This is a genomic window from Vibrio sp. L85, assembly GCF_963871815.1.
Taxonomy (GTDB): domain Bacteria; phylum Pseudomonadota; class Gammaproteobacteria; order Enterobacterales; family Vibrionaceae; genus Vibrio; species Vibrio harveyi.
This window is the reverse complement of record NZ_CAWMYL010000022.1, coordinates 124,095-148,730: the sequence shown is the minus strand read 5'-3', so window position 1 is coordinate 148,730 and position 24,636 is coordinate 124,095. Positions and strand designations below refer to the sequence as shown.

The window sequence follows — 24,636 nt, the reverse complement described above, 5'->3', positions numbered from 1 at the left end:
CCATGTTAAGAGCGCTGTATCTAGTTATTATCGCAGTTTGTATATTACCAACCATCCCGGGTCTACTCGGGGTGGTGGTCTCTGCGCTCGGCTATGTTCCCCCTATCGGCTTACATCATTTTTCACTTGATGGCTTTGATGCTGTGTTTGACTGGGAAGGCGTGTGGACATCTATTGGTCTAACGTTCTACTCTGCCATTTTCAGTAGCTACCTTGCTTGTTTGATGACGTTTGCGATTCTGCAAGCTTCTTGGGGAAGTAAATTCTGGCGTAAAATCGAAGTCAGTCTTTCTCCGCTTCTTGCCATGCCACACGTGGCATTCGCCATTGGTTTTGCTTTCCTATTTGCACCAACAGGTATGGGCGTTCGCGTACTCAACCAAATGTTTGGTTACGATCCAAATGCGCAAACGGTGAATGACTTAGCGTTGCTGATCAAAGACCCATACGCACTGGGTTTGATCATCATGCTTGCCATCAAAGAAGTCCCGTTCCTTTTGTTGATGAGTATTCCGACTCTTCAACAATTGAAGGTCGAGAAGATAGAAAAAGTCAGTCATTCGATGGGGTATAGCTCGGCTCAAGCTTGGTGGAAATGCGTTTTCCCTCAATGGTTAGCAAAACTGCGCTTCCCAATGCTAGCCGTGCTGGCTTACAGCTTATCCGTTGTCGATGTCGCGCTAATTATCGGTCCAACCAACCCTCCTACCTTTGCAGTATTGGTATGGCAGTGGTTTAACGATCCTGATTTATCCCTCCTACCAAGAGCGGCGGCGGGTGCAGTTGTGTTGTTTGCGATTGCGAGCCTATTGATTGGCTTTGCTCGACTCGTAGAGTGGAGCGTTACTAAAGGCTTTAAACGCTGGCAATACTCCGGTCGTAGTGGTTTCCGCTTACCAGGAAAGACCTTGTTCTCTATGATTGCTCTACTCGCACTGTTAATGGTGCCTTTGATGGTGGTGTGGAGCTTTGCACAGCGTTGGCGTTTCCCTGACTTATTGCCAAGCCGTTACAGCTTACGTTTTTGGGAATACGAGTGGCAAAGCATTCTTGGCACGCTAGAGCAAAGCATGTTGATTGCGGTAATCAGCGCATCAATTGCTCTGGTACTTGCTCTGATTGCTCACGAATACCGACTGCGTTACCGCTGGCAAGTCCCAGGGTACATCATTGCCGTGCCAATGTTAATTCCGCAGCTTTCCGTTTTGTTTGGAATGCAAGTCGTCACGCTGTACCTCGACAGCAGCGCGTACTTGTTCTGGGTATGTTGGGCACACGTCTTCTTTGCTTTCCCGTTTGTTTACCTATCACTCGACGGTCCATGGCGCAGCTTCGACAATGGTCTGACTCGTGTCGCCTTAAGCCTTGGTAAATCACCGATGCAGGCTTGGTTAAAAGTCAAACTGCCCATTCTTTTGCCTGCGATTGCTTTTGCTTGGGCAGTTGGCATTAGTGTCAGCTTAGCGCAGTACCTACCAACACTCGTGCTGGGAGCTGGTCGCATCAGCACAATAACAACAGAAGCGGTCGCCCTATCAAGTGGCTTTGACCGTCGTGTCACTGCGATTTACGCAATTTGGCAAGCTCTCTTGCCGTTAATGTTCTTCTCTTTTGCGATTTTACTTAGCCGCTTACACGTTAAGTATCGCCGGTTGTCTATTAAAGGTTTACTACCGAATGAGTCTCTGTCTCGAAAACCTCGCCATCCATAAAACCAATGGCGACACGCTTTTCTCTGCCTTCAACATGACGGTAGAGAAAGGTGAAATTGTTACCCTGATGGGTCCAAGCGGCTGTGGCAAATCCACTTTATTGGATGCCATTGCTGGTCACCTATCTTCCGAGTTCGACTATTCAGGCTCAATCACTCTCGATAATGAAAAGTTGGATGCTTTGCCTGCGCATAAGCGTCAGGTAGGTATTTTGTTCCAAGACGATTTGCTCTTTCCGCACCTCACCGTATGGGAAAACCTTGCCTTCGCTCTGCCTGATTCAATCAAAGGGGCTGAGCGTAAAGAACGTGCGATGCAAGCATTGAAACACATCTCGTTAACCAAGCTCGCGGAATCTTTCCCAGATCAAATATCAGGTGGTCAGCGCGCCCGTATCGCTCTGACTCGTATGTTGTTGGCGAAACCAAAAGTTGCCCTACTCGACGAACCATACAGCAAACTCGATAAAGATTTGCGCGTGCAGTTTCGTAACTGGGTCGTGGAACAGCTTCAACTCGCTAATATCCCCGCGTTGATGGTGACGCACGATGAAGACGATATCCCTGCAGGCAGTCGTTGTCTAAACTGGCCGTGGGAGACAAGTCATGCTTGATAGCCTAAGCATCAAAATCATTAAGTGGCCACTGGCACAAAGCGCAAAGCTGATCGACAAATGTGGCGTGACGGCTAACCAAACCACACTGTTCGGTTTTGCCCTTGGTTGCTTTGCTCTACCAGCATTGATGGCAGAGCAATACACACTCGCATTAGCGTTTATCCTGCTGAACCGAATTTGTGATGGATTAGATGGTGCGTTGGCAAGAATCCAAGGCATTACCGATGCCGGAGGCTTTCTCGATATTAGCTTGGACTTCTTGTTCTATTCTTTGATTCCATTTGGTTTTGTGTTGGCAAATCCAGAACAAAACGCCGTCGCGGGCGCATTCTTGATCTTCTCGTTTATTGGCACGGGGAGCAGCTTCTTAGCTTTCGCGATCATGGCAGGTAAACGCGGTATCGATAACCCTGTCTACAAACACAAATCTCTGTACTACATGAGCGGTCTAACAGAAGGCACCGAGACCATTGGTTGTTTCGTGTTGTTCTGTTTGTTCCCACAACATTTTGCCGTGATTGCGTATATCTTTGGTGCGGCGTGTTGGTTTACCACATTTACACGTATTTACTCTGGGTTTCATACGTTGAAACCGTAAACAAAACTTAAAGGGAGATTCCTGATTGCTACGAAGGAATGCAGCCGGGAATCTCTTTTCAATCTTCCCTCAATAAAGCATCCCACTCACCACCAGCGTCACCACAATCCCAGAGACAAAACTCGGCACATGCCACTTCTGCTGCTTAGCTCGAAAATACTCTTTTTGTCGCTCTTCTTGATAGCTCTTCACCGCTAGTTCTTTAATGTAATCGTTTTGCATAACCTACCCTCCTGACGTTTTTCAAATCGAGGATAGAAGCTCAAGTTAACTTGAGGTCAATGCTGAAGTTCCAATTTAGGATATGTTCCTTAGAAGTGGAGCGATCCTTGCTCTCAATTCATTAAACTCAACCAGTTGCATTTATTTGTATCACAGTTCTGGCGTGTCACTTGATCGTCGTCAATGGAACATCAATCTATTTCACCTTTCGATGTTCAAATGACATCAAGTTGCTAGCATGAGCCCATTCAAGATAACTCTGGGCTTGTTATGACTCCTACTGTTGACCATGTACTCCTCAATATCGCACTCAATTTGAGCTCAAATCGCTCTCATGAGCAGCAATACCAAAACCTGATTGATGGGGTCGCACAAGTCTTCCCTTGTGATGCGAGTTGCTTGTTCATATTCGATGAGGATGGCTTTCTAACGCCGGTTGCAGTAAAAGGCTTGTCAAACTCAGTACTCGGTCGCCGTTATTTTCCTAAAGCCCATCCGCGCTTAGACGCCATTATCCACAGCCGTGAGCCTGTTCGCTTCGATGCCGACTGTGCACTGCCCGACCCATTTGACGGGACATTATTGACCGAAGACCAATGCATTGATGTCCATGACTGTATGGGTTTTAGCTTATATGTTGAAGGGCAACTTGTCGGGGCATTAACCATGGATGCACTTGCGGTTGGCGCGTTTGATCATATCGACCCAGTAGCTATCGAAACCTTCGCGGCACTAACGGCGGCAACACTGCGCAACATTGCACAATTAAAAGCCCTCAAAGCACAAAGCCAAAAGCAAAAAAGCGTTACACAAACCCTGATTCAACAAGCGCGATCACAACATGGTGACATGGTTGGCTTAAGTCCACAGATCAATCAGTTACGAAATAATATAGCAACCGTTGCACAATCGGATTACGCGGTATTGGTATCTGGAGAAACCGGTACGGGTAAAGAACTTGTCGCTCATTCGGTTCACGCTCAATCTCATCGCAACGATAAGCCGATGATCTACGTGAACTGTGCCGCTCTGCCCGAGGGCCTGGCGGAGAGCGAACTGTTTGGCCATGTGAAGGGAGCTTTCACCGGAGCCAATAATCACCGTGCAGGTAAGTTCGAGCTAGCTGATGGCGGCACAATCTTCCTAGATGAAGTGGGTGAATTGCCTTTAGTTTTACAAGCAAAACTACTGCGCGTTATTCAGCAAGGCGAGCTGCAACGTGTGGGCAGCGATCAGCATTTGATGGTGAACGTACGTATCATCGCAGCCACTAACCGACAGTTAGAAAAAGAAGTGGAAACTGGCACATTCCGCGCTGATTTGTTCCATCGATTGAACGTGTTTCCCATCAAAGTGCCACCACTGCGCGCGCGTGACGGCGACATTCCAGTTCTTGCGGGATACTTACTGGAAAAAGTGCGCCAGCAATTTAACGCACCAAACCTTCATGTTCACCCTAAGGTACTGACTCAATTAGAGTCTCTGCCTTGGTACGGTAATGTTCGAGAACTTGAGCATACCTTAACGCGAGCGGCATTACATGCCATTCAGCAAGGCGATAGCACCATCATGCTCAATCACTTTGACACTTCACTCGCGTTAGATGATGTAAAAAGCACATCGCATTACTTGCCTAGAGAGAGCCAGCCGATGCGCGAGTTGGTGGAGCGCTATCAACATGACTTGATTGAGCACGCATTGAGCCAATCTGGCGGTGTTTGGGCAAAAGCAGCGGAGTTTTTACAAATGGATCGAGGCAACTTATATCGCATGGGTAAAAAGCTCGGCATTAATAAATAGAGGCTCCCGCTTCGCCCTTGTGAAACAACGATTTACTTTTATCGATAGCAAACATCTCGATAGCAAACAAAGAGATTCCGGATGACTCACTCTGGCTCGTCCGGAATGACACCCAACACCAATGTACTTGGGCTAACTGTCCCATCTGGTTTCTCGTATTTCACTTACTCTTCCTCATTCGTAATAATTAAACCGCTCAAGTCTCAGCTTTCTTATAACTCTTTAAACTCATCAAGTTTTCAGTTGCCTTATTGCGTCATTCCCGACAGCGACTAAGGAGCGCAATCGGGAATCTCTTGCCTTCACAAAACCGCAATAACTTATCTCCTGTTTAACAAGCACTTCTACTATCGCCCGTTAAAACGTTTCTCGCGCGTCGCTTTTATCACCAATTCAAATACACCGTTGTTATTTACACATCAGTTACGTTGTAAAAATCACATCAGCGACATACTCAAAAACACATAAAGCCATTAAAAATCAAAGAGATAATTATTGGCACGCATTCTGCTCTATTGGAGAAAACAAAACGACTATTACTACAATCACTGGAGAACCCAATATGTTCTGTATTCAATGTGAACAGACAATCCAAACCCCGGCTGTAAAAGGCTGTTCTTTCGCACAAGGTATGTGTGGCAAAACTTCAGAGGTATCCGATCTACAAGACGTGTTGGTTTACACTTTGCAAGGGGTTTCTTTTTGGGCAGCACGCGCGCTTGAATTCAATATCATCAATGATGAAATCAACCAGTGGGCTCCAAGAGCATTCTTCTCTACGTTGACCAACGTAAACTTTGACCCAGAACGTATCCTTGAGCTGACTTCTCAAGCAGCCACTTACAAAGCGCTGCTAAAAGACCAAGCGATGACAGCAGCAGCTCTTACAGATGAAGTGCTAGTGAACATTCCTGATGTAGCGAACTTCGAGTTGCCAAACAGCGCAGAGGAAATTTTGGCGTTTGCTCCTCAAGTTGCAGTAAACCGCGGTAAAGACCAAGTACACGAAGACGTTATCGGTCTACGTCTGCTTTGCTTATACGGTCTAAAAGGTGCAGCTGCGTACATGGAACACGCACGCGTACTTGAGCAAACTAACAATGACATCTTCGCCGAATACCACGAAATCATGGCTTGGTTGGGTACTGACCCTGAAGATCTAGGCGAACTGCTAGATTGCTCAATGCGTATTGGTCTTATGAACTACAAAGTGATGGAAATGCTGGATCACGGTGAAACAGCAACGTTCGGTCACCCAGAGCCAACAACCGTTAACGTTAAGCCAGTCAAAGGCAAATGTATTCTTGTTTCTGGTCATGACCTTCACGACCTAGAAAAAATCTTGCAACAGACCGAAGGCAAAGGCATTAACGTATACACTAACGGTGAGATGCTGCCTGCACACGGCTACCCAGAGCTGAAGAAATACCCTCATCTAGTAGGTAACTACGGCAGCGCGTGGCAGAACCAACAGAAAGAATTCGCCAACTTCCCTGGCGCGATTGTGATGACCTCAAACTGCCTATTGAACCCGAACGTGGGTCAGTACGCAGACCGTCTATTCACTCGTAGCATTGTCGGTTGGCCAGGTGTCGCTCACCTAGAAGGTGATGATTTTAGCCAAGTAGTCGAGTGTGCATTGGCACAAGAAGGCTTCCAACACGACGAAATCGAGCACAACATCACGGTTGGTTTTGGACGTAACGCACTGATGAACGCGGCTCCTGCGGTTATCGACCAAGTGAAACAAGGCAACATCAAACACTTCTTCCTAGTAGGTGGTTGTGATGGCGACAAAGCAGAACGTAGCTACTACACAGACTTCACTGCAGAAGCACCAGAAGATACGCTAATCCTAACGCTGGCTTGTGGTAAATACCGCTTTAACAAAAATACATTTGGCGACATTAATGGCATCCCTCGCCTATTGGATGTGGGTCAATGTAACGATGCATACTCAGCAATTCAGCTGGCATTAGCCCTTGCGAAAGAATTCGACTGCGACATCAACGAGCTTCCTCTTACGCTTGTTCTTTCTTGGTTCGAGCAAAAAGCGATTGTGATCCTACTTACGCTATTCGCACTAGGCGTGAAAGGCATCTACACAGGTCCAACAGCGCCTGCATTCTTGACGCCAAACCTGATTGCAATTATCCAAGAGAAGTTCGATATGCGCAGCATTGGTAATGTTCAAGATGACCTTAAAACTATCCTAGCAGCGTAATCACCTTGCTTATCACGCGCCTCCTTAATTGGGGGCGCTTTTATCTATTGAGTACTCGACAACCAAAGAGATTGTTATGTTTTTTGAATGGCAAGGCAGTCAACCTGTCACCTTACGCTGTGTAGATAAATATCACGAGACTGCCGATGCAGTGAGCCTCAAGCTGGCAGACTTATCTGAATCGCTTTTGTTTGAATTTAAAGCGGGTCAGTTCATAAATCTTGGCATTGAAATCGATGGCAAGATGGAATTCCGTGCCTATTCACTCAGTTCCCTTTCCGGCGATGATTGCTTACAACTGACCATTAAACGCGTCGACGGCGGGAAGGTATCAAACTACATCATCGATAAACTGTTGATTGGAGACACAGTTCAAGCTCTTCCACCAACGGGTGATTTCAATTGTGTTGACCATCCACCAATCACGCTAGATGGTAAAAAGAAAGCCCTGCTGATCAGTGCTGGATGCGGCATCACTCCCGTATTCGCGATGACAAAACAATGGCTGAGCAATGATCAAGAAGTGGATATCGAATTTCTGCATATCGCTCGCTCTCAACCAGAAACGATTTACTTTGATTTGCTAGAGACTTACCACTCGGTTTACCCAGATTTTAACTTGAAGCTGTTACTAAAAAATCGCGGTGAGACACAGTACCCTGAAGGTCGACTCAGTAAGGAATGGCTTCAGGAGTTGGTCCCAGATTTTAATCAGCGCACGGTTTATCTATGTGGTCCAAACCAGTTCATGCTCGATGTTCAAGGTTATTTGACCGAGCTTGGCTTTGATATGGCTAACTTCTTCCAAGAAAGCTTTACACCAGCAGCAAGTGAAGAAGCTGAAGTGTCAGATGAAACGGCAAGTGTGTCAGTCCCCGACTTTGCTCAAACGATTGATGCACAAAAAGGTCAAGTCCTTGCTGATGTGTTGGAAGGCGCAGGGTTACCGTTGATCGTCGCTTGTCGAAGTGGCATTTGTGGCTCTTGTAAGTGTAAGGTTCGCAAAGGCAGTGTTTCTTCAACCAGCCTTGAAACATTAACACCGGAAGAAATTGAACAAGGCTATGTACTCGCCTGTTCTTCGACGATTGAATCCGACCTCGAAGTTCAGATTGGTTAAAGCGGTTGATACAAACATTAAAAAAGCGCCGTGCTCGGCGCTTTTTGTTTATCGCAGACTGTAATTCTACCAAGACGCGAAGCATTTGATAGAGATTCTCTATAAGGAAAAACGACTGAGCTGGGAACCTCGCTTTAAACTCAGCTAAACAGCAGAACCTTCAGTGCAGCTTCGCTATCTACATCCATAAACTCTGGTGGATTGTCCAAACGCTCTCGGAATGTCAGCTCAGGCGCTTCTTCCTTCATGCTTTCAATCAAGAAATCGCTGGTCACCGATGGCGAGTTTACACATGCGAGAACTTGTCCACCTTTTGCTAGCAAATCTGGCAAACGGCGTAGAATCTTTTTGTAGTCTTTCGTTAACGCGAAGCTGCCTTTTTGGAATGATGGTGGATCAATGATGATCATATCGTACTGACCTGACTTCTTGATCTTCCCCCACGACTTAAAGATGTCGTGCCCCATAAAGCTCACTTGGTTGATGTTATGACCATTCAGTTTATGGTTCTCACGACCTTTCGAAAGCGACGCTTTTGCCATATCCACGTTTACGACTTTATCGGCACCACCAGCAATAGCCGCCACAGAAAAGCCGCAAGTATAAGCGAACAGGTTAAGTACATTTTTGTACTTGGCATTTTCACGAACCCAATCACGACCGTAGCGCATATCAAGGAACAAACCGAAGTTCTGGTTACGACCGATATCTAGCTGGTACTTCAAGCCACTTTCTTCAACCACAGGTCGAGCATCTAGCTCACCCAACAGAATTTCTGAAGGTGCGCCGTCAGCATAACGGTGTTGAATCACGATAGTGCGACCCTGTTTCTCTGCCCACAGCGCAGATTCAGAAAGCGTATTTAAACCAGCTTTTAATTCAGAAACAAACGTCTCATCGACTTCTTTAAATAGGTTAATGATCAACTGACCTTGTAACCAATCACATGTGATTTGCTCTAAACCTTCGAAGCGGCGACCGCGACCGTGAAACAGTCGGCGGATTTCATTGGGAGCTTGTGTTAGCTCCGCTTCTAGATGCTGGAAAAACAGCGGAAGTTGTGATGCTTGCATCGAATTCTCTTATTCGTTTTCTTTGTAATGGTTATTTGATCGTAGGCCAGTTCAGTTCCCACGGAGAAAGCCAAGTGTCGATACCTTGGGATACAATTTCATTGTGCCATTTACTGCCAAGCGCTTTATGCTCGCGTGGATCGCAAACAAAGCAGTGTGTTTCATCTTGATACGGGAAACACAATGAAAATGCATGCAAGTAACCACGGTCAGCGTCATTACCTGCATTATAAATAGAATCACCAACAATACCCGAACCAACGGATTTTAATGCCACACGAATTTGGTGTGTTTTGCCAGTATGCGGCTTGCATAAAAACAGGCGCTCTCCCGGCTCTGCAGCGAGAGAAAAGAATTGGGTAATCGCTGGATTCGTTTTGCTGTTTACCAGTTTCCATGAAGAACGACGAGAGCGTTCCATGTCACCCACTACCAGCCCTTGCTTCTTCTTAGGCTTTTTCGAACCAATCGCAAGATAGAACTTCTCGACTTGACGATCTGCAAATGCTTGCGACAACGCGCTTGCTGCTTTTACGTTGCGACCCAAAAGCAAAATTCCAGACGTCATTTTGTCGAGGCGGTGAATAAGATACAACTGCTCATCACCACTTTGTCTCGCTACTTCTTGCAGCAACATAGTTTCACCATCGTCCTTATGTACTGAGACGTTGGGATGTTTATTGATGATCAGAAAATCTGGATGGGTGTGTAGAATGTCGAACATAAAAAACTGGCTCCACGTTTGGAGCCAGAAGTATACCGATTCTAAGCAATTAGGCGAGCTTAAACTTACCCACCAGCGCTTCCAATTCTTGAACTTTACGGTTCAGACCTTCTACGCTTTGCGAGCTGTCATTCGCTAATTGTAATGAACGGTTTGAGATGTCGCTGATCGATGTAATGTCAGCAGCAATTTCTTTCGTCACTGCGGTTTGCTCTTCCGCTGCTGTCGCGATTGAGTTAACCATGCTTTGAACATGAGCCGCACCAGAAACGATTTCTTCCAGTGAGTTCACCGCTCCCGAGCTTTGACTCACGCCAATTTCAACCAAACGACAGCCATCTTCCGTGTAAGTCACTGCCTCTTGAGTGCCGACTTGAATCGCTTGGATGATCTCACCGACCTCTTGTGTTGCCTTCGTTGTGCGTTCAGCCAGAGCGCGTACTTCATCGGCAACCACAGCAAAGCCACGACCAAACTCGCCTGCACGTGCCGCTTCGATTGCCGCGTTCAATGCCAGCAGGTTCGTCTGCTCGGCAATGTCTTCAATCACTTTGATAACCGCGCCAATTTTCTCGCCATGAGAACCTAGGCTGTTCATCTGCACCGACATATCCGACATTTGCTGTGATACCTGTTGAATGCTCTCCACCATCTCAACAATCACGGTGCGACCTTGTTCAGCGGTTGATTCCGACTTGCGTGCTTCTTCAAACGTCGCAGCACCTTGCTCTGCAACTTGAGAAATGGTCAAGCTCAACTCTTCTGCCGCAGTCGCAATCAAGTTTGCTTTATCAGATTGGCTACTTGCACCCGACACAATATCTTGGCTCACAACTGACAGCTCGCCGGTAACCGATTTCACTTCTTCCGATACGAGCGAAATCGAGCCAATAAGGCTAGTCAATGATGCTTGCATCTTATTTAGAGAAGTCGCTAGGTTAGCCAACTCGTCACCCGATTTATCTTCAATCGGTTCTACCGTTAAATCGCCTTCCGCGACACGTTGCGCTAACTCATCGAGCTTACTCAAACGGTGAGTAATTGAGTTGGACAACAAGTACGCAATAACGGCTGTTGCAATCAGCGCAATCGAACCAAGCACATAAATCGTCAGTTCAATGCTATTAAACGAATCCGAAAGGTCCAGTAGCGCTTCACTGGTACTTTGGCGACCATCCGTTGATGCCGCATCAAGGATAGATTCAATCGGCGCTAGGTTAGCGTCATAAAGAGAGCGAAGGCGCGCCACGTTCTCTTCAACGTTTTCTAGACCAAGATTAGTCAAAATTTGCGACTCAAAGTCACGAGTGAAATTACTCATGTAACGTTCAACTTTTTCAACATTACGGTAATCTTCGCCACCAACCGTTTCCAAAAGTTTGACTTCAGCAATCGCTGCTGCAAATTCTTGTTTATTTACTTGGTACTCCGCCTGAGCACCCGATACACCTACGATGCTACCTAATGCATCACGATAAACATCACCAGCTTCATCGATCAAAATTAAGTACTGAACAGTTTCAGGAACATCGTCCGTTCTTACCTCGTCAGCCACTTCGTGCGAGTTCAATACTTCTAATGTGATAATTCCAATCATCACCAGCATGATCGCTAAGATTGCACCAAAACTCGCGTACAGTTTTTTACGAACAGACATTGTCACTAATAACCTACCTTACCCTTGTCTTCTATTTTCTAACTTAGTTCATCCACATATTTACACATGCTTTGTAAGGCTTATCGGAACGTTCAACTGCAACTTTAACACTTATTTTTGTGATCCAGCTCTCTTTACGAGTCGTCTCACAATTAATACCCATTATTAATATGAATTCACTCAATCCTATAAATAATGAATATAAAAAACGGGAGCCTGTGAAGACTCCCGTTTATTAGTTTTTGAATTTAGCTGAATACTTCTCGCTTATAGCTTCTTAGAAAAGATACCTGCGAGGGCAATGATACCAATACCAAGTAGCATGATTTCGCCTTTACCGCTGTCGAAACCAGACTTAATGCCCATGAAAGCTACGATTGCGATAGCGACTGGGATTACGTATTTAACTAGGTTGTACCATAGACCAAATAGAGGGAAAGAAACTTTACCATCGTTAGTGATCTCTTTTTCAAGGTCAGCACGGTTTAGACGCCAACCTGCAAAGATACATACCAACATACCGCCGACCGCTAGGAAGATCTTATCTGTTAGTAGGTCGAAGATATCAAATGCGCCCGTACCGAATAGAGTTGGACCAACACCACCAAGTGACAGCGACGCGAACACACATAGTGTTGCCATTACGACGCTCGCAGACAGTACTGCTGTTGAACGCTTCAGACCTTTCTCATCGATTAGGTAAGAAACCACAACCTCTAGTAGAGATACAGAAGACGTCAGTGCCGCAACAGTAAGACCAATGAAGAACATCAGAGCAAATAGAAGACCAATTACGCCGCCCATTTCAGCAAACAGTTGAGGTACAACTACGAAGACTAGACCTGGACCTGCTGCTGGCTCCATACCAAATGCGAACATTGCAGGGAACATTGCTACACCCGCTAGGATTGCAACACCTGTGTCCATTGCCGTAACCATACCGGTTGTTTGAACTAGGTTCTCTTTCTTCTTCAGGTAAGAACCGTAAGTCATCATACAACCCATACCCAGACTTAGAGAGAAGAATGCCTGACCTAGCGCAGCTAGAACGACATTGCTGTCTACTTTTGAGAAGTCTGGCATGAACAGGAACTCAAGACCTGCCATTGCGCCCGGTAGCATCAGACCTTTCACTGATACAACGATCAGGATAAGGAATAGAAGAGGCATTAGGATTTTACCCGCTTTCTCGATACCGCCAGAAATACCTTTCATTACGATAACGATGTTTAGGAACAGGTAAACACCCATCCACATTAGCGGTTGAACTGGATCAGAAATGAAGCCGCCGAAGCTGTCACCAATTGCTTCAGGAGCACTTAGTAGACCACCGCCTACTTTAAAGATGTACGCTAACGCCCAGCCACCTACTACAGGGTAGAAACCCATGATCAATAGACCACTCAGTACGCCGATAACACCCGTAAATGTCCAACGACGATCAGTCGATTTGAAAGCACCTACTGCTGAAAGACCTGTCTTACGACCAATAGCGAACTCAGTAAGCATGACGCTAAAGCCGATAAAAATAACAAACAAAAGGTAAATTGCAACGAACGCACCGCCGCCGCTCTCACCAGCTGTGTAAGGGAATTTCCATATATTGCCTAAACCGACAGCGGAACCCGCTGCTGCCATTACGAAGCCTAGTTTAGACCCCCACGTATCACGTGGTGCTGCTGTATTTGTAGCCACGCTTTTTCTCCAAAATGTTTTGTTGTGTTTGCATAGAGATAGGCGTCTAGAATATGTTCGTGTAAATATTAATGTACACTTTATAAGATGTTTGTGTGACGCTCTATGTATGGCAAGTAAAGCAGTTTAACTTTAAAATTGGAACCCCGAATAGCACATTTATCGCGCAAATGTATCATTGTTCACGCTAAATGCTGCTTTTTTGCGCAAAAGTTAAAGTTTCATCCAACTTTTCACACCTTAGTAACACATTACCCCGTTATAAAATCTATTTCACAACATAAAATCACCTAACCGTGTTGGTATGAAAATAGTTTCCCGTTACGTCATTTCCGCTTAATATCCATGTTGGGCTTATTACTTTTGGCGTATATGGACAAGTTCTATCACTTTCTCACCCTAGCTAGCATTGGGCTTTATTGGTTCCTAGTGGCTGGTGTTACTATTCGTGTCGTATTAAAACGTCGCGCTGTTAGCGTCTCTCTTGCATGGCTGATGATCATCTACATCCTGCCAGTGCTTGGTGTTGCCTGTTATTTCTTATTTGGTGAGCTTAACCTTGGTCGAAAACGTGCAGAACGGGCTAAAGTGATGTTCACACCGTTCCAACAATGGTTCACTCAGTTAAATGATTGTAACGCACATGTTCCAGAAGCAATGGGGCGTCATATCTATCGCATTGACGAGCTATGTAACAACCGTTTGGGTCTTCCTGCATTAAGTGGTAACACACTTTCACTTCAGCAATCACCGGATGAAATCCTTCATTCCATCATTGAAGATATCGAAAACGCACAACACAGCATTCGAATGGTGTTCTACATTTGGCACCCAGGAGGCTTAGCCGATTCAGTCGCTTCTGCACTGATTCAAGCGGCAAAACGTGGCGTAGACGTAAAACTGCTTCTTGACTCTGCTGGTAGTCCGCGTTTCTTCCGCAGTCATTGGTATAAGATGATGAAGGATGCGGGCATCGATGTAGTACAAGCATTGGAAGTTAAAATGTGGCGTATCTTCCTGCGCCGTTTGGACTTGCGTCAGCATCGTAAGATCATCGTGATTGATGACGAAATTGCTTATACAGGCTCAATGAACTTGGTCGACCCTGCTTTCTTTAAACAAAGCAGTGGTGTTGGTCAGTGGATTGACATCATGGTGCGAATTACCGGTCCTACGGTCAACGTGCTAAGTGCCATTCACTGCTGGGATTGGGAAGTTGAAACAGGTGAACGTCAGTTACCTAAACACCCAGAGTGCCGCATTGACAACAGCGATGAGTTTCAACATCCAATTCAGGTGGTTCCGTCTGGTCCGGGGATGCCGGAGTACTTGATTTACCAAGTACTGACTTTGGCGATCAACCAAGCGAATCGCTCGGTGAGGATCACCACGCCTTACTTCGTACCAAGCTCTGATTTACTCGAAACATTAAAAATGACCGCACAACGTGGCATCGATGTTGAGCTGATCATCCCGCACAAAAACGATTCCATGATGGTGCAATGGGCATCGCGAGCTTTCTACAGTGAGTTGATGGCTGCTGGTGTGAAAATCTACGAATTCTATGGCGGTTTATTGCACACTAAATCGGTGGTGATTGATGATCAATTCTGTCTGGTCGGCACGGTAAACATGGATATGCGCAGCTTGTGGCTCAACTTTGAAGTGACTCTGGCAGTAGATGACGAAGAGTTCACCAAGCAAATGTCGTGGCTGCAGGACACCTACATCCAACAATCACACACTGTTGATAAAGAAGAATGGGAGAAGCGCAGTATCTTCTCTCGTTTCTTGGAACGTGTTTTCTATCTATTTAACCCATTGCTATAACAAATGAGTTAAAGCTAATAAATCTCTACAAAACCGACAGTTCTATGCTGTCGGTTTTCTTTATCTGTTGCACTTTCTCACTGTTTTTCGCTCTATGCTCTGACGAGTCGTTTCATTTCTACTTTTCCCTTGCAAACCACCCTTGGTCCATGTTTTAAATATTGAAAATCGTAATTTAGACAGGGAATTTTTATGTCAGAAGGCAAAAAGACCAAACTCGTTACCGCAGGTCGTGATAAGAAGTGGACAAATGGCGTGGTAAACCCACCAGTGCAGCGCGCTTCTACTATAGTGTTTGATACCGTCGCAGAAAAAAACCAAGCGATGATCAATCGTACGAATAAAACCCTGTTTTACGGACGCCGTGGTACAAACACACACTTTGCCTTTCAAGATGCCATGGTAGAGGTCGAAGGCGGCGCAGGGTGTGCCCTTTACCCATGTGGCACGGCGGCGATTTCTAATGCCATCTTGTCTTTTGTTGAAACGGGCGACCATATCTTAATGGTGGATACCTGCTACGAACCTACTCGCGATTTCTGTGACACCATCATGAAGAAGATGGGTGTAGAGACAACTTACTTCGATCCTATGATCGGCGCAGGCATTCGTGACCTTATTCAGCCGAATACTAAAGTGCTTTTCCTTGAGTCTCCTGGTTCCATTACCATGGAAGTGATGGATGTCCCTACCCTAGCAAGCATTGCACACGAACAAGACATCATTGTAATGCTGGATAACACATGGGGCGCGGGGGTGAACTTCTCACCATTCGAGCACGGCGTGGATATCTCTATCCAAGCAGCAACCAAATACATTGTGGGTCACTCAGATGTAATGCTGGGTACGGCGGTTGCGTCTGAGAAGTACTGGGATCAGCTACGCGAGCAGAGCTACCTAATGGGTCAATGTGTTTCTCCTGATGATGCATATCTCGGTCTGCGTGGTATTCGCACACTTGATGTACGCTTACGCCAACACGCGGAAAACAGTCTAAAAGTCGCGCAATGGTTAGCAGCTCGTCCTGAAGTTGACCACGTTCGTCACCCTGCTCTAGAGAGTTGTCCGGGTCACGAATTCTATAAACGCGATTTTACTGGTGGTAACGGTCTGTTCTCATTCGTGTTGAAAAGCTCGTACCCGAAAGCCACCACAGCATTGTTGGATGGTATGAAGCACTTCAGCATGGGTTATTCATGGGGTGGGTTTGAGAGTTTGATTTTAGCTAACGAGCCAAAGAGCTTTAATAGCTTGCGCACAGTGGCGAATCCAAATTTCGAAGGTACATTAGTACGTCTACACATTGGTTTAGAAGATGTAGAAGACTTAATCGCCGATCTTGAAGCTGGCTTTGCTCGATACAATGCATTAGTGCTAGAAAAAGAAGCCTCTTTATAAGCATTCAGAACAATTATTAAATAGCCTCGTACTGCGAGGCTATTTTTTTACCTCTCATTATAGAGTTACTAACTCATTGTCTTAATTAGAATTAACTAACATTCTAATATTCATCAATCCAATGTTAATTGAATCTGTTGATTTTCTTTTGAGTAATCACAGATTAAAACAATGTGCCACAAACGAACTTCTCAACCGCAAAACTTATCTCCTATTTTATAAAACTCATAAGAGGTCATACCACAAGGAGATAGTTTTGAAACTCAGATTCATAACAACAATGCTTTTCGTTTTAAGCACCCTACCTTTTGCATCTGCCAACGCCAGTGGTTACACAGAAACCAAATACCCCATCGTACTTGTCCATGGTTTATTTGGTTTTGATTCCCTTGCCGGAGTCGATTACTTCTATGGCATCCCACATGCTCTAACGAAAGATGGCGCGACGGTTTATGTCGCTCAAGTTTCCGCAACCAACAGCAGTGAAGCACGTGGAGAGCAGCTCTTGGCTCAAGTAGAAACGTTGCTTGCTGCAACAGGCGCGGAAAAGGTCAATTTGATTGGGCACAGCCATGGTGGACCAACAACACGTTATGTTGCTTCTGTACGCCCAGATTTAGTGGCGTCCGTTACCAGTATTGGAGGGGTGAACAAAGGATCAAAAGTAGCTGATATTGTGCGTGGAACGGTCCCTGAAGGCTCCATCAGTGAAGGTGTCGCGGTGAAGCTAGCAGAAGGGCTAGTGACTCTCATTAATCTACTTTCCGGTGGCACTGATCTCGACCAAGACCCACTAGCTTCCTTAGCGGCACTAACCACCGAAGGTTCTTTGGCGTTCAACCAGCATTACCCTGAAGGCATTCCAACCAGTGAGTGTGGAGATGGAGACCTATTGGCGTCTAACGGTGTGCATTACTACTCATGGACTGGCTCTTCCAACTTTACCAACCTGTTTGATCCAACAGACGGCGCAATGGTGGTTTTAGGTTTGGCGTTTGATAGTCCAAATGATGGTCTCGTGGGCACGTGCAGCACTCACTTGGGGAAAGTGATTCGTGATGATTACAAGATGAATCATCTGGATGAAATCAACGGGCTGCTAGGTATCCATCATTTGTTCGAAACGGATCCAGTCACATTGTATCGCCAACATGCAAACCGCCTAAAACAACAAGGTCTATAAGAAGGAAGCCATTATGAAGAAAGTCGCTCTCATCACCTTATCCATCGTATCACTCATTGGTGTAGGAGCGGCTTATCTGTTTCCATCGTCTCCACCTTCACAACTTATAAAATCTCAGTCACAACAGGACACCAGTATTGATCTCTCTTCTCAAAAAGACTTCTTTGAATACACTCTGAGCGGTCTAGGAGAACAAAGCCTTGAAGAAATCAAAGCCAACGTAAAAACTGGTGAATCACAACTAGATTCACTGGGTATCAGCGCAGAACTGTTCGAGACCTATCTTGCATACAAAGAAGCACTATCCAAGCTAGAACCGTTCGAAGGAAATTCGTTGCCATTAAACGAACTGAAGCAGCTAAATGACACAATCTTAGCGATGCAAAGCGCGTTTTTTACTGACGAACAAATTGCTCAACTTTTCGATGAAGAAAATCGCTTACGCCAGTTAGCAATAGATAAACTCGCCATTCGAGAAACCGAATTAGACGCTGATTCTCAACAACAAATGCTTGAAGAAAACCTCGCCTCTCAACCTAAGTACATTCAACAAAGTGAGCGCAACAACGCGCTAGTGATTGAACTAAATCAGACCTCGGAAATGTCTGCACAGGAGAAGTATTTGGCTCGTGTTGATTTGGTGGGTGAAGAAGGCGCGGAACGACTACAAGCTCTGGATGAACAACGAGCCTCGTTTAACGCATCACTCAACGATTATTTAGAGAAACGTGCGGAGATCATCAACAATGATTTCCTCGGCGAAGAAGAAAAGAAAACAGAAATCGCCGGATTAAGAGAACAAAGCTTCGAGCAAAACCAATGGCGTCGCGTCGAAGCTTTAGAACGGATTCATGATAGTGAATCTAAAAACTAATTCAGTTTTTTAGGACAACCAACAATATGGTCATCGACCATACCTACTGCTTGCATGAAGGCGTAGCAAATGGTCTCACCCACAAACTTAAAGCCTTTCTTTTTAAGGAATTTGCTCATCGCTTTGGATTGTTCTGTCGATATTGGCACTTGGCTCATGTCTGTCCAGTGATTCACGATTGGTTTGCCATCAACAAATTGCCATAGCGCCGCTGAAAGGCTTCCGTATTCTTCTATCAATTGCTTTGCCGCTTTGGCATTACTGAATACCGAATTAATTTTGCCGCGATGCTTAACCACGTCGAAGTTTTCAACGATGAATTCGGTACGCACTTCATCGCGTTGAATCAGCTTATCTAAGTCATAGTTTTCAAATGCTTCTCGATAACCTTCACGCTTTTTCAAAATCGTAATCCAGCTTAAACCGGCTTGCGCACCTTCTAGCGTGATGAATTCGAACAATACCGTATCGTCGTGTACAGGCACACCCCATTCAGTATCGTGATATTCGCGTTCAAGTGGATGGTTCATCGCCCATGCACACGTATTCTGTTCCATATTTAATCCTTATAAAAACGCCCCTGACGTTAGCCAGAGGCGCTCTAGAACGTTACTTAAACTAAGTCGTTACTTCGGCACTGCCACCTTGTGGAATAGACGATACAACACTGGCACGACAATTAGTGTCAGTACGGTCGCAAAACCTAAACCAAACATGATGGTTACAGCCATTGGTTTAAAGAAGATATCCGGTAGTAGAGGAATCATACCTAGAATGGTTGTGATTGCAGCCATGCATACTGGACGCACACGACTTACTGCGGCATCCACCACTGCGTCGTACGCTTCTTTACCCGACTTCATTTCAATCTCAATCTGATCAAGCAGTACGATACCATTTTTCAGTACCATCCCCGACAGACTCAAGAAACCCAGTAATGCCATAAAGCCAAACGGCGTATTCAACACCAATAGACCGGTTGTCACACCAATTAATGCCAAAGGTACTGTTAACCAAACAATAAGAGGCTCTTTGATTGAGTTAAACAAGAAGATGGTGATCAAGAACATAAACAAGTAACCCATCGGCATCGTGGTAAACAACGACGCCTTCGCATCACCTGATGACTCATACTCACCACCCCACTCTAGTGAGTAACCTGGTGGCATTTCGATCGCTTCAATCTGCGGCTGTAGACGTGCTTGCAATGTTGCCGCTGTCTCTTCACCTAGGATATCTGGATCTGCCATTACCGTTAGCATGCGCTTACGGTTCTTACGCACAATGATTGGGTCTTCCCAACGCATGTCGTAACCCATAGTTACTTGTTGTAGAGGAATAAATTCACTCTGCGCTGGGCTCCAAATTTTCATGCCTTCGATGTTACGAATGTCGATACGCTCATCTTCCGGAAGACGCGCAACAATCGGCATCAGAGTTGTACCATCGCGGTATAAACCAATATTCATACCAGAGAAGGACATCGATAAGAAATCATCCACATCCGATTTAGTGATGCCGTAACGACGAGCTTGACTTTCATTAAACTGAGGCTCAAGCACTTGTGTACGTTCACGCCAATCGTGACGAATGTTCGTTGCTCCCGGGTCGGCGTACATCACATCCATCACTTGTGCAGCAATAGTACGCAGCACCGTTGGGTCAGAACCAATAATGCGCGCTTCAATCTTCGCACCGCCACCAGGACCCAATTCAATTTGCTTCAATTTGTAATTGATTTCTGGGTAGTTGGATTTGATGTGCTCTCTAAAGCGCTCCATAAGTGGTGCTAACGCTTCGTAGTTCTCAACACGCGTAGTGATCTCACCATAAGCCGCGTAGCTTTTCTCTGGGGCATAAGTCAGCATGAAGCGCTGCAAACCCTTACCTGCGGTGGTAGTGATATGTTCAACGTGATCTTGCTCAGCAAGCCAGCCTTCCAGTTCTTTCAGCGTATCATTCGTAGCTCGAATATCCGTACCCTCTGGCAACCAAACATCCAACTGGAAAATAGGGGTGGTTGAAGATGGGAAGAAGGCTTGTTTCACATAGGTGAAGCCGTAAACACTCGCCGCTAGACCTGCCACCAAGACAACAACAGTAAACCACGCTCGGCGCATACAGAAGCTTAAGAACTTCTTATACATAACGAAGATGATGCCATTGTATGGGTCATTGTCTTCGCCTTCACCACTCTTAATTTTCTGACCTTTGAAGAAAATATCAGCGAAGAAAGGCGTCAACGAAATAGCGGTAAACCAGCTCAGCATTAACGAGATAAGCAGTACGGTAAACAAGGTACCACAGTACTCACCCGTCGAGTCTTCTGATAGACCGATTGGTGCAAAAGCAGTAACAGCGATAACCGTCGCGCCTAAAAGCGGCCATTTGGTTTGCGTGACGATATCCGTCGCAGCTTGAAGTCTCGTTCGTCCTTTTTGAGTCCCGATGAGTATCCCTTCCACGACGACGATGGCGTTATCCACCAGCATACCCAGAGCAATAACCAATGCCCCAAGAGAGATACGTTGTAAATCGATGGCTAAGTACTTCATAAAAATGAAGGTACCTAGTACAGTCAGTAGCAAGATCAGACCAATAAGCAGACCTGAGCGTAAACCCATAAAGAACAACAGAACGATGATTACGATACCAACGGCTTGAGCCAAACTGATAACGAAGCCACTCACCGACTTATCTACTTCTTTTGGCTGATTGTAGATTTCTGAAATTTGAACGCCTACTGGCTGTTGGTACTTCAGTTCTGCAACTCGACGATCAAATGCCTTGCCAACTTCAACAACGTTGACCCCTTGAGCAAATGAAATCCCCAAGTTCAGCGCCAACTCACCATTGTAGTTAATGATGTTGGTTGGAACTTCTACATAACCTCGTTTAATTTCGGCAACGTCTTTTAAGAAAATCAGACCTTGTGCACCAGACTCGGTGATCAATAAGTCACCTAGCTCATCTACGCTTTGAAACTCACCGGTAGGTTGAATACGAATGTACTCATCACCGATACGGATCGCACCTGCATCAGAAACTACGTTTTGGGTCGAAAGTAAGTTAAAAACGGTTGTCGGAGATAGCCCCAAACTGCTTAGCTTTTTCATCGAGATTTCGATGAACACTTGCTCTTGCTGTTGACCAGATACCGAGACCTTACTTACCCCATCAACCAGTTCAAGTTCACGCCTTAAATAATCAACGTAATCGAGCAACTCTTTATAACTGTATCCGTCACCAGTTACCGCAAGCAAAATCCCGTATACATCGCCGAAGTCATCAATCACCGATGGGTCATTGACACCCGGTGGTAATGTACCTTTTAGGTCATTAACCTTACGACGTAGTTCATCCCAAATCTGTGGTAAATCATCCGGACCATAGTTGTTTTTCATGGTCACTGTAATTTGAGATAGACCACGGCTGGAAATGGAGTTCACTTCATCCACGTAGGTTAATTGCTGAATCGCTTTCTCTATCGGATAAGTAACTTCTTCTTCCACTTGTTGTGGCGTTGCCCCCGGATAAGAGGTCACTACCATTGCGTCTTTAATAGTAAAGGCTGGATCTTCAAGACGCCCTAATCCAAAGAACGCTGCAACACCACCAATCAAGAAGATCAGCGACACCATCCAACTGATTACGCGGTTTCTAATGAAATACGCCGCAATACCCGTTACGTTTTCATCATCTTGTTGAGGCGCAACGTTATTTTGTTCACTCATTGAGTTGCCTCCTGCTTAACCACTTCCACTTTCATGCCTTCTCTCAATCGAGCCACACCTGCAACAACGACTTTGTCATCAAGCTCTAGACCATCAAGAATTTGAACCGATGTTTTTGATGCTTTGCCCGCTCGTACTTGCTTGCGAGTGACGGTATTGTTGTCATTTAGCACCCAAACAAATTTGTTTTCTCGGCTTAAATCATCGCCATCAGCATTGAAAATCGCTTCAATCGGAACATTGATACCAACATTCAATTCCAAGCCAACATTCTCATCTTTAGACGTCACATCAACGGCCATACCGTCAAGAATGTACTCTTGGTCTGGCATAGGCAGTGATAAGGTGACGGTAAATGTGCCAGTATCTGGATCTGGTTCGGTCGTGAATTCTTTGATGTGGGCTTTGTATTCATTACCACTTGGTACACGAACTACCGCATCAATTTTGGCAAGATTTTCCGACGTCGGCGGCTGTTTGACATAGAGGCGATCCGGAAGTTGGATCAGCACTTCAACACGATCAACACTATGAATGTTCACGATGTACTGCCCAACTTGAATATTCTCAAACTGGTCAACGTTGACGCGTGAGATGATGCCGTCAACAGGCGCTTTAAGTTGAGTAAAAGACAGTCGAAGTTTGGCTAACTCCAATTCAGCCAGTGCGATTTGACGTTGTGCTGCAATCTCATCGAATTGAGATTTCGCTAATAAACCTTTTTTCACCAAAGGTGCAGAGCGACGATACTGGCTATCGACGACGGAAAAACGTGCAGAAGCATTATCAACATCAAGCTGATAATCCGTAGGATCCAGTGTGGCAATGACATCGCCTTTAATGACTTTATCACCCTCTTTCACCAGCACTCGGCTCACCTCACCCGCAACACGGAAACTCAAATGCGAACGGTCAGCCGCATTGGCAATAGCAGGGAAATAAAGATTATCATCGACTCGCTTTCCTTCCAGAGAAGCGACTCTCACACGAGGTGTTTCTAGTTCTCTTTCAGGTCCTTTGTCACCACAACCAGCGAGCAATACCGCAGAGCAAAGCGTCGTTAAAGCTAAGATTCCTTTCATGTTACAGCCCTCGCTCCTTAACCCATTCTCGAACCTTAATACCCGGTTCGATCACGTTCACGCCAGAGATAATGATTTGATCACCATCTTGCAGTCCTTCCTCGATTTGCTGCTTATCGTTTAACGCGACGGACACTTTCTCAACAATACCTTGGTCATTGACACGCCAAACACAGGTTTTGCCATCTTCAGTAAATATCGCGGAGCTTGGAATTCGGGTGGCACCTGCATTTTCAGAAACTAAATGCACGTTACCGGACATACCCGGCAATATCCCCACCCCTTCTGGTCGTTCCATTACCATGGTGACTTTGTAACTACCAGTTTTAGGGTCTGCTTCAGTATCAATTTCTTGGAAGGTTAACTCGAAAGAACGCTCTGGGAATGCATCAAACGTCATGGAGGCGTACGCATTTGCACCTTGAGTAAATTTACTTAACAAGTGATCAGGCAGTTGGAACAGTACCTTCATTACTTGGTTGGTCTGAATATTCATGACGCCTTCTTTTGCCGCCACATACTCATGGTTTTCTGCTGGGAGATAAGAAATCGTGCCGTCATAAGGGGCAACAAGTTTGGTGTATCTTAGGTTTGCTTTTGCCTGATTCCACTGGGCTTTGGCCGAGTTGTGATTGGCTTTTGCTGCATCAAAATCTTGTTCCGAGACCACTTGTTCTTTACGAAGCTTTTTCGAACGCTCGTATTGAACGTCAGCAAGGGTGTAATTTGCACGGGCTTGTTTTTCGAGTAGTGAATACTCATCGGGGTTGAGCACGGCAAGCACATCGCCTTTATTGACCATTTGACCTGCGTTTACTTCTATCGATTGAAGCAAACCAGGGACACGAAATGCGAGTACTGCTCGATCACCAGCTTCTGTAGTGGCAGGAAAATGTCTTTCAAACTGAGCATTGCCTACAGAAACAGTGAAAAGTTTGGCGGGCCGAGATTCGGGTTCAGGGACTGGTGGCAGCTCTTTACCACACCCCGAAAGAACCGTCATGACAGCGATTGGAATGAGCGCTTTTCTCATGTGAATTCATCCATTTAACATCCATTCTTTTTAAGGTAGATGAATTTATGACATTCTTCTA

Annotated in this window: 19 protein-coding genes; 10 read left to right on the top strand and 9 right to left on the bottom strand. The window is 45.5% G+C overall.

Annotated elements, in window-relative coordinates:
- The first annotated feature begins 2 nt into the window (after nt 1-2).
- From AACR11_RS05365 to AACR11_RS05355, 3 genes are read left to right on the top strand one after another with little or no spacing between them, the layout of a single operon-like run.
- On the top strand, nt 3-1,712 hold the full coding sequence (locus AACR11_RS05365; RefSeq protein ID WP_029789455.1) for an ABC transporter permease: 1,710 nt from the start codon (nt 3-5) through the stop codon (nt 1,710-1,712).
- Nucleotides 1,678-2,325, top strand: coding sequence for an ATP-binding cassette domain-containing protein (locus tag AACR11_RS05360; protein WP_005450651.1), 648 nt, complete (start codon nt 1,678-1,680; stop codon nt 2,323-2,325). The genes AACR11_RS05365 and AACR11_RS05360 overlap by 35 nt, the downstream gene beginning before the upstream one ends.
- Nucleotides 2,318-2,926 (top strand): CDP-alcohol phosphatidyltransferase family protein, encoded by a 609-nt coding sequence (locus AACR11_RS05355; RefSeq protein ID WP_005450653.1) that lies wholly within the window; start codon nt 2,318-2,320, stop codon nt 2,924-2,926. Before AACR11_RS05360 ends, AACR11_RS05355 begins: the two co-directional genes overlap by 8 nt.
- Nucleotides 2,927-2,995: 69 nt before the next feature.
- Here AACR11_RS05355 and AACR11_RS05350 read toward each other — a convergent pair whose 3' ends face one another.
- Nucleotides 2,996-3,148, bottom strand: a complete 153-nt coding sequence (locus tag AACR11_RS05350; RefSeq protein ID WP_017188183.1) for a hypothetical protein — start codon at nt 3,146-3,148, stop codon at nt 2,996-2,998.
- A gap of 270 nt (nt 3,149-3,418) precedes the next feature.
- Here AACR11_RS05350 and norR point away from each other — a divergent pair, with 270 nt between their 5' ends.
- The 3 genes from norR (at nt 3,419) to AACR11_RS05335 (ending at nt 8,292) form a co-directional block, all read left to right on the top strand.
- Nucleotides 3,419-4,948 (top strand): nitric oxide reductase transcriptional regulator NorR, encoded by a 1,530-nt coding sequence (gene norR / locus AACR11_RS05345; RefSeq protein WP_029789456.1) that lies wholly within the window; start codon nt 3,419-3,421, stop codon nt 4,946-4,948.
- Nucleotides 4,949-5,510: 562 nt separating this feature from the next.
- Complete coding sequence (gene hcp / locus AACR11_RS05340) at nt 5,511-7,172, top strand: hydroxylamine reductase (RefSeq protein ID WP_005450663.1); 1,662 nt, start codon at nt 5,511-5,513, stop codon at nt 7,170-7,172.
- 76 nt (nt 7,173-7,248) lie between these two features.
- Nucleotides 7,249-8,292 carry a hybrid-cluster NAD(P)-dependent oxidoreductase gene (locus tag AACR11_RS05335; protein ID WP_029789457.1) on the top strand — a complete coding sequence of 348 codons (1,044 nt, stop codon included), beginning with the start codon at nt 7,249-7,251 and terminating at the stop codon, nt 8,290-8,292.
- Nucleotides 8,293-8,432: 140 nt separating this feature from the next.
- Here AACR11_RS05335 and AACR11_RS05330 read toward each other — a convergent pair whose 3' ends face one another.
- From AACR11_RS05330 to AACR11_RS05315, 4 genes are all read right to left on the bottom strand, one after another.
- Nucleotides 8,433-9,365: a class I SAM-dependent methyltransferase gene (locus AACR11_RS05330; protein ID WP_029789458.1), complete on the bottom strand. Its 933-nt coding sequence runs from the start codon at nt 9,363-9,365 to the stop codon at nt 8,433-8,435.
- Nucleotides 9,366-9,396: 31 nt separating this feature from the next.
- Complete coding sequence (locus AACR11_RS05325; protein WP_029789459.1) at nt 9,397-10,089, bottom strand: TIGR01621 family pseudouridine synthase; 693 nt, start codon at nt 10,087-10,089, stop codon at nt 9,397-9,399.
- A gap of 49 nt (nt 10,090-10,138) precedes the next feature.
- The gene (locus AACR11_RS05320; protein ID WP_026000108.1) at nt 10,139-11,752 is read right to left on the bottom strand and encodes a methyl-accepting chemotaxis protein; all 1,614 of its coding nucleotides are present in this window, start codon (nt 11,750-11,752) and stop codon (nt 10,139-10,141) included.
- 261 nt (nt 11,753-12,013) lie between these two features.
- Nucleotides 12,014-13,441, bottom strand: coding sequence for a sodium-dependent transporter (locus tag AACR11_RS05315; protein WP_005450673.1), 1,428 nt, complete (start codon nt 13,439-13,441; stop codon nt 12,014-12,016).
- Between the two features lie 372 nt (nt 13,442-13,813).
- On the opposite strand from AACR11_RS05315, the gene cls reads away from it, so the two are divergent.
- The 4 genes from cls to AACR11_RS05295 all read left to right on the top strand — a co-directional run bounded on the left by cls (nt 13,814) and on the right by AACR11_RS05295 (nt 18,726).
- Nucleotides 13,814-15,271 carry a cardiolipin synthase gene (gene cls / locus AACR11_RS05310; RefSeq protein WP_005450675.1) on the top strand — a complete coding sequence of 486 codons (1,458 nt, stop codon included), beginning with the start codon at nt 13,814-13,816 and terminating at the stop codon, nt 15,269-15,271.
- A 192-nt stretch (nt 15,272-15,463) separates the two neighbouring features.
- Nucleotides 15,464-16,669: a cystathionine beta-lyase gene (locus AACR11_RS05305; protein ID WP_005450676.1), complete on the top strand. Its 1,206-nt coding sequence runs from the start codon at nt 15,464-15,466 to the stop codon at nt 16,667-16,669.
- 280 nt (nt 16,670-16,949) lie between these two features.
- Nucleotides 16,950-17,852: an esterase/lipase family protein gene (locus AACR11_RS05300; RefSeq protein WP_009698161.1), complete on the top strand. Its 903-nt coding sequence runs from the start codon at nt 16,950-16,952 to the stop codon at nt 17,850-17,852.
- Nucleotides 17,853-17,865: 13 nt separating this feature from the next.
- Nucleotides 17,866-18,726 (top strand): lipase secretion chaperone, encoded by an 861-nt coding sequence (locus tag AACR11_RS05295; RefSeq protein WP_029789461.1) that lies wholly within the window; start codon nt 17,866-17,868, stop codon nt 18,724-18,726.
- Here AACR11_RS05295 and AACR11_RS05290 read toward each other — a convergent pair.
- The 4 genes from AACR11_RS05290 to AACR11_RS05275 all read right to left on the bottom strand — a co-directional run bounded on the left by AACR11_RS05290 (nt 18,723) and on the right by AACR11_RS05275 (nt 24,575).
- Nucleotides 18,723-19,283: a DNA-3-methyladenine glycosylase I gene (locus AACR11_RS05290; protein WP_029789462.1), complete on the bottom strand. Its 561-nt coding sequence runs from the start codon at nt 19,281-19,283 to the stop codon at nt 18,723-18,725. The two genes, AACR11_RS05295 and AACR11_RS05290, sit on opposite strands and share 4 nt — an antisense overlap.
- Before the next feature lie 69 nt (nt 19,284-19,352).
- On the bottom strand, nt 19,353-22,460 hold the full coding sequence (vmeI, locus tag AACR11_RS05285) for an efflux RND transporter permease subunit VmeI (protein ID WP_005450688.1): 3,108 nt from the start codon (nt 22,458-22,460) through the stop codon (nt 19,353-19,355).
- Nucleotides 22,457-23,542: an efflux RND transporter periplasmic adaptor subunit gene (locus AACR11_RS05280; protein ID WP_029789464.1), complete on the bottom strand. Its 1,086-nt coding sequence runs from the start codon at nt 23,540-23,542 to the stop codon at nt 22,457-22,459. The genes vmeI and AACR11_RS05280 overlap by 4 nt, the downstream gene beginning before the upstream one ends.
- Nucleotide 23,543: 1 nt before the next feature.
- Nucleotides 23,544-24,575, bottom strand: a complete 1,032-nt coding sequence (locus tag AACR11_RS05275) for an efflux RND transporter periplasmic adaptor subunit (RefSeq protein ID WP_005450692.1) — start codon at nt 24,573-24,575, stop codon at nt 23,544-23,546.
- Nucleotides 24,576-24,636 lie beyond the last annotated feature (61 nt).

Excerpts from the sequence above, each read along its gene's own strand:
- AACR11_RS05365 (WP_029789455.1), top strand. The coding sequence starts at position 3 with ATGTTAAGAGCGCTGTATCTAGTTATTATCGCAGTTTGTATATTACCA.
- AACR11_RS05360 (WP_005450651.1), top strand. The coding sequence starts at position 1,678 with ATGAGTCTCTGTCTCGAAAACCTCGCCATCCATAAAACCAATGGCGAC.
- AACR11_RS05355 (WP_005450653.1), top strand. The coding sequence starts at position 2,318 with ATGCTTGATAGCCTAAGCATCAAAATCATTAAGTGGCCACTGGCACAA.
- AACR11_RS05350 (WP_017188183.1), bottom strand. The coding sequence starts at position 3,148 with ATGCAAAACGATTACATTAAAGAACTAGCGGTGAAGAGCTATCAAGAA.
- norR (WP_029789456.1), top strand. The coding sequence starts at position 3,419 with ATGACTCCTACTGTTGACCATGTACTCCTCAATATCGCACTCAATTTG.
- hcp (WP_005450663.1), top strand. The coding sequence starts at position 5,511 with ATGTTCTGTATTCAATGTGAACAGACAATCCAAACCCCGGCTGTAAAA.
- AACR11_RS05335 (WP_029789457.1), top strand. The coding sequence starts at position 7,249 with ATGTTTTTTGAATGGCAAGGCAGTCAACCTGTCACCTTACGCTGTGTA.
- AACR11_RS05330 (WP_029789458.1), bottom strand. The coding sequence starts at position 9,365 with ATGCAAGCATCACAACTTCCGCTGTTTTTCCAGCATCTAGAAGCGGAG.
- AACR11_RS05325 (WP_029789459.1), bottom strand. The coding sequence starts at position 10,089 with ATGTTCGACATTCTACACACCCATCCAGATTTTCTGATCATCAATAAA.
- cls (WP_005450675.1), top strand. The coding sequence starts at position 13,814 with ATGGACAAGTTCTATCACTTTCTCACCCTAGCTAGCATTGGGCTTTAT.
- AACR11_RS05305 (WP_005450676.1), top strand. The coding sequence starts at position 15,464 with ATGTCAGAAGGCAAAAAGACCAAACTCGTTACCGCAGGTCGTGATAAG.
- AACR11_RS05300 (WP_009698161.1), top strand. The coding sequence starts at position 16,950 with ATGCTTTTCGTTTTAAGCACCCTACCTTTTGCATCTGCCAACGCCAGT.
- AACR11_RS05295 (WP_029789461.1), top strand. The coding sequence starts at position 17,866 with ATGAAGAAAGTCGCTCTCATCACCTTATCCATCGTATCACTCATTGGT.
- AACR11_RS05290 (WP_029789462.1), bottom strand. The coding sequence starts at position 19,283 with ATGGAACAGAATACGTGTGCATGGGCGATGAACCATCCACTTGAACGC.
- vmeI (WP_005450688.1), bottom strand. The coding sequence starts at position 22,460 with ATGAGTGAACAAAATAACGTTGCGCCTCAACAAGATGATGAAAACGTA.
- AACR11_RS05280 (WP_029789464.1), bottom strand. The coding sequence starts at position 23,542 with ATGAAAGGAATCTTAGCTTTAACGACGCTTTGCTCTGCGGTATTGCTC.
- AACR11_RS05275 (WP_005450692.1), bottom strand. The coding sequence starts at position 24,575 with ATGAGAAAAGCGCTCATTCCAATCGCTGTCATGACGGTTCTTTCGGGG.